Below are 12,749 nucleotides of genomic sequence, written 5' to 3'. Positions count from 1 at the left end.
TCTCCCTCGGTCTCAGGCGTTGGGCCGGTCCTTGGCGGCCGCCGCCTTGGCCATGGCCTCCAGCTGCGCGAGCATCGGCATCGGGTCCTTGCCCACCGTTCCGGGCAGGAAGTCGGCGATCTTCTCCGGGGTCCAGGTGCCCTCGGCGTACCCGGCGCGCAGTTCGCGCGGCTGCGCCCAGACGGCGATCTTCGGGCCGGCGATGGTGTAGACCTGCCCGGTGATGTCCTCCGCCCTGGCCCGGTCGCTGAGCAGGTAGGTGACGAGGGCCGCGACGTCCTCGGGCTCGCCGATCTCCTTGAGCTCCATGGGGACGTTCGCGGACATCCGGGTGCGGGCGACGGGTGCGACGGCGTTGGCCGTGACCCCGTACTTGGCGAGGCCGAGCGCGGCGGAGCGGACGAGGGAGATGATCCCGCCCTTGGCGGCGCTGTAGTTGGCCTGGGCGACGGAGCCCTGGTGGTTGCCGCTCGTGAAGCCGATGAGGGTGCCCGAGCCCTGCCGGCGCATGACGGCGGAGGCGGCGCGGAAGACGGTGAAGGTGCCCTTGAGGTGGGTGGCGACCACCGGGTCCCACTCCTCCTCGGACATGTTGAAGAGCATCCGCTCGCGCAGGATGCCCGCCACGCACACGACGCCGTCGATGCGCCCGAACTGCGCGAGCGCGGTGTCGACGATGCGCTGGCCGCCCGCCATGGTGGAGATGTCGTCGGCGACGGCGACGGCTTCGCCGCCCGCGGCGAGGATCTCCTTCACCACGGACTCGGCGACCTCGCTGGTGGGCTCCCCGCCCTCGATGCCCACTCCGTAGTCGTTGACGACGACCTTGGCCCCCTCGGCGGCCGCGGCGAGTGCCACGGCCCGCCCGATGCCCCGGCCGGCGCCGGTGACGGCGACGACCTTGCCTGTCAAGAAGTTCCCCACGTCCGGCCCCTTCCCGCGTTTTCTGACGGACCGTTAGATTCTATGGGCACCTCGATGCACCTGCACAAGCCCTCGTTGCCGTTTCCACCCAAGGAGCTGTTGAGGCCCATGGCACTGCCCGCCGAGTTCCACGACATCGCCAAGCGCGTCAACAACTGGGGTCGCTGGGGCGCCGAGGACGAGATCGGCACCCTGAACCTGGTGACCGACGAGGTCGTCCGGGCGGCCGCCGCGCAGATCCGGACGGGCCGCCGCGTCCCGCTGGCCCTCCCCCTCAAGGAGGACGGAGTGCAGGCCGGGATGATCCCCGGCCGGATCAACCCGCTGCACACGATGGTGCAGATCAACCAGGAGCTCTTCGGGCCGGGCACGGTGGCGTGCAGCGACGACGCCGTGACCATGGGCCTGCAGGCGGGCACCCACTGGGACGCCCTGACGCACGTCTCGCACTCGGGAAGGATCTACAACGGCCGACCGGCCTCCTCGATCACCGCGCACGCGCGGTCGGAGTTCAGCGGCATCGACAAGGCGGGGCACATCGTCTCGCGGGGCGTCCTGCTGGACGTGGCGCGCGCCAAGGGCCTGGACCGGCTGCCCGGGGGGCACGCGGTGACCCCGGAAGACCTGGCCGAGGCGGAGGAGTTCGGCGGGGTCGAGGTCCGGGCCGGGGACATCGTCCTGGTCCGTACCGGCCAGATCCAGGTCTACCTGGCGGGCGACAAGCACGGCTACGGCTTCCCGTCCCCGGGGCTGTCGGTCCGCACCCCGGAGTGGTTCCACGCGCGGGACGTGGCGGCGGTCGCAAACGACACGCTCACCTTCGAGATCTTCCCGCCGGAGATCGAGAACCTGTGGCTTCCGGTGCACGCGCTCGACCTGGTCGAGATGGGGATGCTCCAGGGCCAGAACTGGAACCTCGAAAAGTTGTCCACAGCCTGTGCGGAAGAGAACCGGTACGCCTTCCTCCTGTCGGCCATGCCGGAACCGTTCGTCGGCGGCACCGGCACTCCGGTGGCCCCGGTGGCCGTCCTCTGAGGCCAGGGGCCCGGGGTCCGGGGCCCGGGGCGGGCCGGGAGCGGGCGGCACGCGACCTCCCGCCACAGCAGGGCCTCCCGCCACAGCAGGGCCTCCCGCTACAGCGGGGCCTCGTCCCCGGCCGGGAACGGCCGCCCGTGCCCCGGGACGATCACGTCGGCGACCCCCAGGACCCGCAGGCGCGAGCCGCGCAGGAGGTCGCGGTCGGGCGCGACCGGGTCTTCGGCCGGGCCGTCCGGCCGCCACCAGAGGTCCCCCACGAAGGCGACCACGCCGTCGGCGGTGCCGGCGAGCAGGGTGATGTCCTCGGGGCTGTGGCCCGGAGTGCGGATCAGGCGCAGGGAGCCGGTGAGTTCGTACCCCTCGGCGTCCCGGTCGGTCCACTGGTCGTTGCGGTACTCCGCCTTGTGGTCGTGGACCCGGGCCTGGGCGAACAGCCCCACGTTCATGGTGTTGTCGGGGTGGTGGTGGCTGAGTACGACGTCGGTGATGTCGTCGGGCCCCAGGCCGAGTGCGGCGAGCGGGCCGAGGATCCGGTCGCGGTGGGCCACCATGCCGGGGTCGACGATCACGTGGCGGTCGCCGTCGGTGACGTACGAGACGGTGGCGGCGACGCCCGGTCCGGTGGACGTGGTGTAGCCGGTGGTCAGGACGGTGAACTCGGCGCTGCGGCCGGTGGGCTGGTCTGTCATGCCCCTACCTTCGCGCCGGCACCCGCACCTCCACGAGTGGCTCTTCTGCCCATGATCGCGGGTTTCGTGCCACACCCTCACGGGCCGGCCGATCCGGTCCGCCTCCCAGCATGCGGACCAGGGTGATCCGCTTGCCCGACCCCGTGGAACCATGAGGTGTCCATGACGCGTCCCCGTTCGCGCGCACCACCCCGGACGCCGGACCCCGGGGCCGGACACCGGCCCCCGCCCCACCCTCACCTTCACGCCAGGAGACAGCCCCCATGGCCAACCCGTACCAGGCCACGCCGCCCTCGTTCCCGCCGCCGCCCCCGCCCCAGCCCCCCGCCCGCCGCTCGAACGGCGGCCTCGCCGGCTTCCTGGCCGTCGCCCTGGTCATCGCCGGCATCTACGGCGCCTCCCAGTGGCTCGGCAACGACGACGGCAAGCCCAAGGGTTCGGCCTCCGCCACCGCGTCCCCGTCGGCCAAGCCCTCCGGCAAGCCCTCGGACCCCGGCAACCCCGAGTCCTCCTCCGACACCTCCAGCACGTGGAAGGTCGGCGACTGCGGCGGACCCGACCCGGACAACAAGCCCGACGGCTACCGCCCCCAGAAGTGCTCCGCCTCCGGCGCCACCTTCAAGGCGATCGACATCAAGGACGCCAGCATCCTCCCGGGCTCGATCCAGTGCCCGGCCGGCACCGACCTGATGATCGAGGTGAGCATCACGTACGGCAGCGGCAAGACGAGCGGCATCCCCACCAACACCGTCTGCGGCCGGAACCTCTCCGACGACCACCCCGGCGACGCGGGCGCGGGCGGCGGCCAACTGGTGCAGGGCGACTGCGTGACCGACCAGGCCCAGGAGGTCCCCTGCGCCACGGGCGGCTCGTACAAGGTTCTCGGCCTGGTCAAGACCAAGAGCGAGTGCCCGTCGGGCACGACCGAGCCGATGGAACTGACCATGGCGATCGGCCGCCCGTACGACGTGATCTGCGCCGACAAGTAACGCCGCACCCGCGACGCACAGCCCCTCTGCCCCGGCAGGGGGCTGTCGTCCCGGTCCGCGCGGCGGGAACCGACCGGACGACGTCCTGCTCGGCCGAGCGGGCCAAGCCCTGCCTCCACCGGTAGGGAGCGCCTGATCCGGAACTCCAGGCGGCCCCGGCCCCAGCCCGGCCCCGCCCCCGGAGACCTGCGGGTGGCGGCGGTGCGCATGCACGCCCCGAGCGCGGCACGGCAGCCGCCACCCCGCGACCCGCACTCGTCAAGGCGTGTCCTTGGCGTCCCCTCGCGTCGAATCGCTCCACACCAGGGTGATCAAGATGTGACGGATCGTCAACACCTCGTTAGAGGTACACGCGCGGTTCCCTCATCGAGGGGTGAACTTCCGGCGGCCCGTCCGTGGCCCCGTCCGACGTCGACTTCTCCGCGCGGTCGATCTCGCACCAGATCCGCTTGCCCTGCCCCTCGCGCTGCCAGCCCCAGCGGTCCGCCAGGCCGTCGACCAGCTCCAGGCCGCGCCCGTTCGTGTCCTCGCCGCCCGCCTGCCGGCGGGCCGGCGCGCGGTCGCTCGCGTCCGCGACCTCGACGCGCACCCCCGGCCCCCCGAACAGCATCCGCAGCACCGCCGGACAGCCGGTGTGCACGACCGCGTTCGTGACCAGCTCGGAGATCAGCAGGATCAGCGTCTCCGCGAGCGGCTCGTCATCCCCTATGCCCGACCCCGCCAGCCGCGACCGGGCCCACCGGCGTGCCCGGCCGACCTCGGCGGGGTCCGGTCCTACCTCCAGCTGAACCTGAAGCACCTGCACCGCTCACACCATCCGAACCGGCGGACACTTCGCCTCGCGACAGGATGGGATCACCCACTGTGATCCCCTTGCGCAGCAGCATGGTTGACATACAGTCACCACAACAAGCGCTTCGGGCATATTCCCGCGCGAAGGAGTGGGCGTGGTGCATACTGTGCGACGCCTGCGCCGCTCAACCGCTCGCATTCGTGGGAGCGTACCGGAGCGACCCCCCGACTCCGGTCCGTAAGGAGGAGGGCGAAGGACACAAAGCGATATCAACTCTCTGTAATCGGACATGCGTCCCGCGCCTTCCCTCCCGTAACAGTCGGCTACGGCGCCGAGCCCAGCAGCTCCGCCGCCAGGAGTTCCGCCGCCAGCAGCTCCTCCGCCTCCGCCGCGGTCCGCCACTGCTCCGCCCGCACCCACGCCCGCTTCAGGTGCAGATGCACGTCCCCCTCCCACGTGAAGCCCATCCCGCCGTGCACCTGCAGGCAGTCCCGGGCATTGGACACGGCCGCCTCGTCCGCCAGCAGCTTGGCCGCCGCCACCTCCGCCGCCCCCGCCCCGTACGCCGAGGTCACCGCCGCCGCGTAGACCGCCGTACGGGCCACCTCCGCCCGCACCAGCATCTGCGCGCACAGGTGCTTGACCGCCTGGAACGCCCCGATCGGCTGCCCGAACTGCTCGCGCTCCCCCGCGTACCGCACCGCCAGCTCCACCGTCCGCAGCGCGCTCCCGACCTGCAGCGCGGCCGTCAGCACCGCCCCCTCGGCGGTGTACGAGGACACGTCCGCCCCCGCCGAGACCCGGTGCAGCGGCGTCAGCGGGTCCGCCGAGCGGACCGGGGAGCCGGAGGGCAGCCCGGTGCCGCCCAGCACCGCGTCCGCCTCCCCCAGGTAGGAGACCAGGTCCCCGCCCAGGTCGAACGCGGTGACCACCGCGGCCCCGGACGCGGCCCCCGGGACCGCCCCCGCCGCCAGGTGCGTGGCCACCAGCGGCCCCGGCAGCAGCGCCCGCCCGGCCTCCTCGAAGACGATCACCGCCTCCGGCAGCCCGAGCCCCACCCCGCCCTCGGACTCCGGCAGCCGCAGCGCGAAGAAGCCCGCCTCGCCCAGCTCCCGCCACAGCCCCCGGTCCACGCACACCCCCGAGTCCACCGACGCCCGCAGGGCCTCGCGCCCGTAGCGGCCCGCCAGGAGGTCCCGTACGCCCGCCCGCAGGTCCCGCTGCTCCTCGGTCGGCTGGAAATCCACGCCCGTCACCGGCCCTTCGGGAGGCCGAGGATCCGCTCGGCGACGATGTTCCGCTGGATCTGGGAGGTGCCCGCCGCGATCGTGTACGACAGCGAGGAGAGCCGGTCCAGGGTCCACTCCTCCTCCAGCGACAGGGACAGCGGCCCCAGCACCTGCGCCGCCGCCTCGTACAGCTCCTGCCGCGCGTGCGAGTAGGCGAGCTTGAAGACGGAGCCGCCGATCCCGGGGACCCCGCCCGACCGCTCCGACTCGCTCACGTTCCACTGCGTGAGCCGCCACAGCGCGCCGAACTCCCCGTACAGCCGCCCCAGCCTGCGCCGCAGCACCGGGTCGTCCCAGCGCCCGTTCGCCTTCGCCGCACGGGCCAGCTCGCCCAGGGTGCGGCGGCAGGCGACGACCTCCCCGACGAAGGCCGTGCCCCGCTCGAAGGACAGGGTGACCATGGTGACCCGCCAGCCGTCGTTCTCCGCCCCGACCCGGTGGGCGACCGGCACCCGCACCTCGTCCAGGAACACCTCCGCGAACTCCGTCGACCCGGCCAGCGTGCGCAGCGGCCGGACCGTCACCCCCGGCGCGTCCATGGGCAGGGCCAGCCAGGAGATCCCGCGGTGCTTGGGGGCCTGCGCGTCCGTCCGCACGAGCAGTTCGCACCAGTCGGCGACCTCCGCGTGCGAGGTCCAGATCTTCGAACCGGTGATCACGTACTCGTCGCCGTCGCGGACCGCGCGGGTGCGCAGGGAGGCCAGGTCGGAGCCGGCGTCCGGCTCGCTGAACCCCTGGCACCACACCTCGTCGCCGCGCAGCACGGGCGGCAGCCAGCGCGCCCGCTGCTCCGCCGTCCCCTCGGCGGCGATGGTCGGGCCCGCGTGCAGCAGCCCGACGAAGTTGGCGCCGACGTACGGGGCCCCCGCGCGCTCGGTCTCCTCCAGGAAGATCAGGTGCTGGGTCGGGGTGGCCCCCCGGCCGCCCGCGTCCACCGGCCAGTGCAGGCCCGCGTACCCGGCTTCGTACAGCCTGCGCTGCCAGCCCAGGTCGTACGCCCGCCGCCCGGGCCAGTCGTCCGGCGAGGGCCTGGCGGGCAGCTCGGGCAGCACCTTGCCGAGCCAGGCGCGCAGCCGCGCCCGGAACTCCTGCTCCTCGTCCGTGTAGGTCAGGTCCATCAGCGGCCCCCGGCCCGGTCCCGGTCGAGGTCCAGGCCGAGCATGCGGATGGCGTTGCCGCGCATCAGCTTGTAGACCGTCTCCTCGTCGAGGCCCTGCACGTGGTCGAGGGCGACCTCCTTGGTGTGCGGGAAGGTCGAGTCCACGTGCGGGTAGTCGGTCTCGAACGTCGCGTTGTCGCGGCCCACCACGTCCAGCGAGGCGATGCCGTGCTTGTCGCGGAAGAAGCAGCAGAACATCTGCCGGTAGTAGTACGTGGACGGCGGCTCGGGGATCAGGTCGCGGACCCCGCCCCAGGCCCGGTGCTCCTGCCAGACGTCGTCGGCGCGCTCCAGGGCGTACGGGATCCAGCCCATCTGCCCTTCGCTGTAGGCCAGCTTGAGGGCCGGGAACTTCACCAGCACCCCGCTGAACAGGAAGTCCATCATCGAGGCCATCGCGTTGTTGAAGCTGAGCGAGGCCTGGACGGCGGGCGGTGCGTCGGGGGAGGCGGCGGGCATCTGGGAGCTGGACCCGATGTGCATGTTGACCACCGTGCCGGTCTCCTGGCAGACGGCGAAGAAGGGGTCCCAGTAGCCGGAGTGGATGGACGGCAGCCCGAGGTACGTCGGGATCTCGGAGAAGGTCACCGCGCGCACGCCGCGGGCCGCGTTGCGCCGGATCTCGGCGACCGCCAGGTCGATGTCCCACAGCGGGATGATGCACAGCGGGATCAGCCGGCCGCCGCTGTCGCCGCACCACTCCTCGACCATCCAGTCGTTGTAGGCGCGCACGCAGGCGAGGGCCACTTCCTTGTCGTGGGCCTCGGCGAAGGTCTGGCCGCAGAACCGGGGGAAGGTGGGGAAGCACAGCGAGGCCTCGACGTGGTTGAGGTCCATGTCGGCGAGGCGCGCCCCCGGGTCCCAGCAGCCCCGGCGCATCTCCTCCCGCGTGATCCCCTCCAGCGTCATGTCGTCGCGGTCGAAGCCGACGGCCGCGATGTTGCGCTTGTACGGGAACTTCAGGTCCTCGTAGATCCACCAGTCGGTCGGCGGGCCGTCGGGATCCATGGTGATCACGTACTTGCCGCCGGTGTACTCCAGCTCGCCGATGCCCGCGGTGAGCGCCTTGGGGCCGCGGTCCCGGTACTTGGCCGGAAGCCAGACGTCGAAGAGGTGCGCGGGCTCGATCACGTGGTCGTCGACGCTGATGATCCGTGGCAGTTCCAGTCCCATGCCGTCTCCCCAATCTGATGGATCGTCAGAAACAAGCTAGCCCCGCCACCCCTGGACCGACAAGCGTCGGCGCTCTACGCTCTCCGCTTGATCTGACTATCCGTCAGTTAGCTAGGTCAGCCATGGGAGGTCTGGGATGACGGACACGACGACCGGCACCGCGACGGAACTGAGCCGGGCCGCGACCCTGTGGGAGCTGATCGCCCGCCGCGCCGCCCTGACCCCGGACACCACCGTCCTCATCGAGGCAGCGCACGACCCCGCCGACGACCGCCGGCTGACCTTCGGGGAGCTGCGCGACCGCTCCGAACGGGCCGCCGCCGGCCTGTACGCCATGGGCGTGCGCCCCGGCACCGTCGTCGCCTGGCAGCTGCCCACCCGCATCGAGACCGTCCTGCTCTCGGCCGCCCTCGCCCGGATCGGAGCCGTCCAGTCCCCCGTGATCCCCTTCTACCGGGACCGGGAGGTCGGCTTCGCGCTCCGCGAGTCCAAGGCCGAGTTCTTCGCCGTCCCCGGCGTCTGGCGGGGCTTCGACTACCCCGCGATGGCCGAACGGCTCGGCGCGCGCGGCGTTTTCGAGGCGTACTCGGCCCTCCCGGACGGCGACCCCTCCGTCCTGCCCCCGCCGCCCGCCTCCGGCACCGACGTCCGGTGGATCTACTGGACCTCCGGCACCACCTCCGACCCCAAGGGCGTCCTGCACACCGACCGTTCGCTGATCGCGGGCGGCTCCTGCCTCGCGCACGCCCTGCACCTGACCCCGGCCGACGTGGGCTCGATGGCCTTCCCCTTCGCGCACATAGCCGGGCCCGACTACACCGTGATGCTGCTGCTGTACGGCTTCCCCGCGGTCCTCTTCGAGAAGTTCGCGATGCCCGACGCACTGGACGGCTACCGCCGCCACGGGGTCACCGTGGCAGGCGGCTCCACGGCCTTCTACTCCATGTTCCTCACCGAGCAGCGCAAGGACCCCGCCACGAAGCTCATCCCCACCCTGCGGCTGCTCGCCGGCGGCGGCGCCCCCAAGCCGCCGGAGATCTACCACGCCGTCGTACGGGAGATGGGCTGCATGCTGACCCACGGCTACGGCATGACCGAGGTCCCGATGATCACCATGGGCTCCCCGGACGACACGGCGCACCACCTGGCCACCACCGAGGGCCGGCCCCCGGCCGGGATGTCCATCCGCATCACGGGCCCCGACGGGGAGGCGCTGCCGGCGGGCACGGACGGGGAGGTCCGGCTCCGGGGGGAGGCGGTCTGCCAGGGGTACCTGAACCGGGACCGGGGGCCGGGGGCGCCGGAGGTCTTCGACGCGGAGGGCTACCTGATCACCGGCGACCTCGGGCACCTCACGGAGGACGGGTACCTGGTGCTGACCGGGCGCAGCAAGGACGTCATCATCCGCAAGGGCGAGAACATCTCCGCGAAGGAGATCGAGGACCTGCTGCACGAACTGCCGGGGGTCGCGGACGTGGCGGTGATCGGGCTGCCGGACGCGGAGCGGGGCGAGCGGGTGTGTGCGGTGGTGGAGCAGCCAGCGGGTTCGGCCGCGCCGCTGACCCTGGCGGAGGTGACGGCGTACCTGCGGGGGGCGGGGCTGGCGACGCACAAGCTGCCGGAGCAGTTGGAGGTACTGGACGCGCTGCCGCGCAACGAGGCCCTGCGGAAGGTCTTGAAGTACCGACTTCGCGAGCGCTTCGCGTAGGCCTGGCGGGTGGGGCGGGTGCGGGGTGCCGCTGGGCGGAGCCGCTCCCCGCCCCGCCCTTTCTCCGTTTCCCGGGGGCTCCGCCCCGGACCCCGCTTCGGGGGCTCCGCCCCCGGACCCCCGGGGGCGGAGCCCCAGCAGCAGGCCCGCAGGGCGGGCGGGGGCTACATGCGGCTCAGGGACGCGGCGGCGAAGAGGACGTCGCGGATGGCCTCGCGGTCGCCGTGCTGGCCCGCGGCCGCCTCCTCCGGAGAGATGTGCCCGGCAGCCAGCTGGCAGAACTCGACGCGGTCCAGCGCGATCTCCGCCACCGTCCGCTCGACCGACGGCACGGCCCCCGGCGAGTCCAGCGCGATGTCCCACCCGCCGCCGCCCGCGCCCTCGATCTCCAGGTGCAGCGTCCGCCCCGGCGCACCCGCCGCGACCAGGCCCCGCGCCGGCGCCGCCAGGCCCGCACGGCGGCGCTGCGCCAGCGCGCCCGGGAGCAGGCGTGCCGCCAAGTCGATCATCCGGTGCAGGTGCGGGCCGGCCGGCGGCTCGTACGGGTAGTCCACCGCCTCCGCGATGTCCCACGCGTGCACCCAGCACTCGAAGGCCCGCTCCAGGAAGGCGTCCCCGAGCGGAAGGGCGAAATCCCCGTAGTCCACGGCCAGTTCCGCCACGCCCCGGCCCGCGAAGGACACCGTACGCACCAGCGTGTGCCCCTGCTCCCGCCACGGCTCGCGGACCTGCCGCGTGGTCGGGTACGCCGACGCCTGCCAGAAGTGCTCCGACCGCTCGGCCGGGCCGGCGCCCGCCGGCGCCTCCCTGCCCAGCGGATCGTCCAGCCCCAGCGCGGCGGCCACCAGGCCGTCCACCGCCAGCAGGTGCCCGATCACGCCCGCCACCGTCGTCCGCTGCGTCTTGCGCCGCTCCTCCTCGAACCACTTCAGCCGCACCGGGGTGTGCCACTCCGAGTCCCCGAAGTCCTGGAGCAGCGCGTCGAGCCGCGCCGTCTCGGTGTCGTACGGGTTCGCCCACACCGGCACCGGGATCCGGGCCGGCCGCTTGCCCAGGCAGTCCTCCAGCACCCGCGAGCGCAGCAGCGGCCCCAGGTCGAGGTTCTCCTCCGGGTGCAGCAGCCCCACCGCGTCGCGCAGCCGCAGCGCCTCCTCCGCGCAGGGCGCGCACTCGGTGAGGTGGTCCTCCACCGCCTGCGTCTCCTCGGCGGAGCACGCGGCCAGCGCCCACGCGCCGAGCAGCGACTTCAGTACGGCGTGCGTGCGCGGTTCCGCGGCCGGCGGCGGCAGCGGCTGCAACGGCGGCGCGTGCCGCGGGTCGAAGTCGTCGGCGGCGCCGCGCGGACCCGGTATCCGGGCCGGGCCCCCGGGGCGCTCGTATCCGTCCTCGGGCCACTCGGCGGGGCCGTTCATCGCGACGTTCCATATCCGGGCTGGGCGGAGTCCTCCTGCGGGAGGGTGTTGGCGGTCGACAGCAGCTGGAGCCCGAGCCGCAGCCGGCGGCGCGCCTCGTCCTCGCTGATCTGGAGGTCGGCGGCGGCCTGCCGGTAGTCGCGCCGTTTGAAGTACGCGAGTTCGAGCGCGGCGCGCAGCGGCGCGGGCATGGAGGTGACGATGTAGTCCGCGCGGGCGGCCGCGTTGGCACTGCGGACCTTCTGCTCGAGCTCCTCGCGCGAGCCGCGGCCCAGCTCGGCCTGGCGCAGCCGGGCCACCGCCTGGCCCTGGGTGATCCGGGCGACCCAGGAGCGCATGGACCCCTGCTTGGGGTCGTAGGCGTCCGGGTTCTCCCAGATGTAGCCGAAGACCTCGCGGGTGATCCGGTCCGCGGCCTTCTCGTCGCCCAGTACCCGGTGCGCCAGGCTGTGCACGAGCGAGGCGAAGCGGTCGTACAGCTCACCGAGCGCGGCGGCCTCGCCGCGGGCGAGGCGTTGCTGCATGCGGCGGTCCCAGCGCGGTGGTACGTCCTTAGGCATGATGCCCCCAGCCGTGTGTCGACGCATCGAATGTAGTGGGCACCCGGCCCATCGCGCCCGTTTTGCGGGAAGGTCACCCTGGAAGTGAGCCCTCCGTGATAGAGGCGTGGCGGTGTGTGAACCGTGGTAAGGGCAGCGGCACATGGGGACAGGTGTGCGCGCCCCGCCGCGCTCCCCGTGCGCGGGTTCGATGCGTTCGCGCCCTTGACCGGTTCGCTTAACGCACAGGCCACCGAGGCCTTACGCTCCTGCCTTGTCTTGATCTGAACCCACCGCACACGTGAAGGCGGAACGCCGAACATGGACAGCGCAGAATACGAGCGCAAGATCGCCGCCCGATTCGCCACCTTCGACCAGGACGGGTCCGGGTATATCGACCGGGAGGACTTCAGCGCGGCCGCGAAGGCCGTCCTGGCCGAATTCGGCACCACGGCCCGGTCGGACAAGGGCCAGGCCGTCTTCGCGGGCGCGGAGGCCTTCTGGCAGGGCATGGCCGGGATCGCGGACGTCGACGGGGACCAGCGGGTGTCCCGCGAGGAGTTCATCACCGGGGCGGCCAAGCGGCTGCGGGACAACCCGGACCGGTTCGCGGAGATCGCGCGGCCGTTCCTGCGGGCCGTGATCGCGGTGGCGGACGAGGACGGCGCGGGCGCGACCCCGGCGGCCGCCGCCCGCGTCCTGCGCGTCCTGGGCACCGCGCCCGAGCCGGCCACGCGGGTGGCCGCCGCCCTGGACACGGACGGCGACGGCCGCATCTCGGAGGACGAGATCCTGACGGCGTTCGCGTCGTACTGCGGGGTGGAGGCCCCTGACGCGTGACCCCTGCCGTGCGGCGCTCGGGGGTGGGCCTCGTCCCCTGCCGGGACGGGCCCGGCCCCCTGCCGGGGCTGCGCGGGCTCTGCCGGGGGGGGTGCGGGCTCTGCCGGGGGGTGCGCGGGCTCTGCCCGGGCTGCGCGGGCTCTGCCGGGGGTGCGCCGCGCCCCGTCCCCCGCCGGGACTGCGGCGGGGGACGGGG

The 12,749-nt window shown here is 73.1% G+C and carries 12 protein-coding genes; 4 read left to right on the top strand and 8 right to left on the bottom strand.

Features of this window, described 5'->3' with window-relative positions; translation table 11 throughout:
• Positions 1-12 precede the first annotated feature (12 nt).
• Entirely contained in the window at positions 13-924 is a 912-nt protein-coding gene (locus AB0D66_RS17270; protein WP_362303376.1) for an SDR family oxidoreductase, read from the bottom strand.
• 108 nt (positions 925-1,032) lie between these two features.
• Between AB0D66_RS17270 and AB0D66_RS17265 the strand changes: the two genes are divergently transcribed.
• Positions 1,033-1,959 (top strand): cyclase family protein, encoded by a 927-nt coding sequence (locus AB0D66_RS17265; protein ID WP_362303373.1) that lies wholly within the window; start codon positions 1,033-1,035, stop codon positions 1,957-1,959.
• A 98-nt stretch (positions 1,960-2,057) separates the two neighbouring features.
• On the opposite strand, the gene AB0D66_RS17260 is transcribed toward AB0D66_RS17265, so the two are convergent.
• Positions 2,058-2,651, bottom strand: a complete 594-nt coding sequence (locus AB0D66_RS17260) for an MBL fold metallo-hydrolase (RefSeq protein ID WP_362303370.1) — start codon at positions 2,649-2,651, stop codon at positions 2,058-2,060.
• 263 nt (positions 2,652-2,914) lie between these two features.
• Between AB0D66_RS17260 and AB0D66_RS17255 the strand changes: the two genes are divergently transcribed.
• A complete protein-coding gene (locus tag AB0D66_RS17255; protein WP_362303367.1) occupies positions 2,915-3,640 on the top strand; it encodes a hypothetical protein in 726 nt (241 codons plus the stop codon).
• 340 nt (positions 3,641-3,980) lie between these two features.
• Here AB0D66_RS17255 and AB0D66_RS17250 read toward each other — a convergent pair whose 3' ends face one another.
• The 4 genes from AB0D66_RS17250 to AB0D66_RS17235 form a co-directional block, all read right to left on the bottom strand.
• On the bottom strand, positions 3,981-4,445 hold the full coding sequence (locus tag AB0D66_RS17250) for an ATP-binding protein (RefSeq protein WP_362303364.1): 465 nt from the start codon (positions 4,443-4,445) through the stop codon (positions 3,981-3,983).
• A gap of 311 nt (positions 4,446-4,756) precedes the next feature.
• On the bottom strand, positions 4,757-5,680 hold the full coding sequence (locus tag AB0D66_RS17245) for an acyl-CoA dehydrogenase family protein (protein ID WP_362303361.1): 924 nt from the start codon (positions 5,678-5,680) through the stop codon (positions 4,757-4,759).
• A 5-nt stretch (positions 5,681-5,685) separates the two neighbouring features.
• Complete coding sequence (locus AB0D66_RS17240; protein ID WP_362303359.1) at positions 5,686-6,840, bottom strand: acyl-CoA dehydrogenase; 1,155 nt, start codon at positions 6,838-6,840, stop codon at positions 5,686-5,688.
• Positions 6,840-8,054 (bottom strand): amidohydrolase family protein, encoded by a 1,215-nt coding sequence (locus AB0D66_RS17235; RefSeq protein WP_362303356.1) that lies wholly within the window; start codon positions 8,052-8,054, stop codon positions 6,840-6,842. The genes AB0D66_RS17240 and AB0D66_RS17235 overlap by 1 nt, the downstream gene beginning before the upstream one ends.
• Before the next feature lie 136 nt (positions 8,055-8,190).
• On the opposite strand from AB0D66_RS17235, the gene AB0D66_RS17230 reads away from it, so the two are divergent.
• The gene (locus AB0D66_RS17230) at positions 8,191-9,762 is read left to right on the top strand and encodes an AMP-binding protein (RefSeq protein ID WP_362303353.1); all 1,572 of its coding nucleotides are present in this window, start codon (positions 8,191-8,193) and stop codon (positions 9,760-9,762) included.
• Between the two features lie 164 nt (positions 9,763-9,926).
• On the opposite strand, the gene AB0D66_RS17225 is transcribed toward AB0D66_RS17230, so the two are convergent.
• On the bottom strand, positions 9,927-11,174 hold the full coding sequence (locus AB0D66_RS17225) for a zf-HC2 domain-containing protein (protein ID WP_362303350.1): 1,248 nt from the start codon (positions 11,172-11,174) through the stop codon (positions 9,927-9,929).
• A complete protein-coding gene (locus AB0D66_RS17220) occupies positions 11,171-11,734 on the bottom strand; it encodes a sigma-70 family RNA polymerase sigma factor (RefSeq protein ID WP_362303347.1) in 564 nt (187 codons plus the stop codon). Before AB0D66_RS17220 ends, AB0D66_RS17225 begins: the two co-directional genes overlap by 4 nt.
• A 300-nt stretch (positions 11,735-12,034) precedes the next feature.
• On the opposite strand from AB0D66_RS17220, the gene AB0D66_RS17215 reads away from it, so the two are divergent.
• The gene (locus AB0D66_RS17215) at positions 12,035-12,553 is read left to right on the top strand and encodes an EF-hand domain-containing protein (protein WP_362303344.1); all 519 of its coding nucleotides are present in this window, start codon (positions 12,035-12,037) and stop codon (positions 12,551-12,553) included.
• Positions 12,554-12,749 lie beyond the last annotated feature (196 nt).

This window comes from Streptomyces sp. NPDC048270 (assembly GCF_040652335.1).
GTDB lineage: Bacteria > Actinomycetota > Actinomycetes > Streptomycetales > Streptomycetaceae > Streptomyces.
This window is presented reverse-complemented; position numbering and strand designations above follow the sequence as displayed.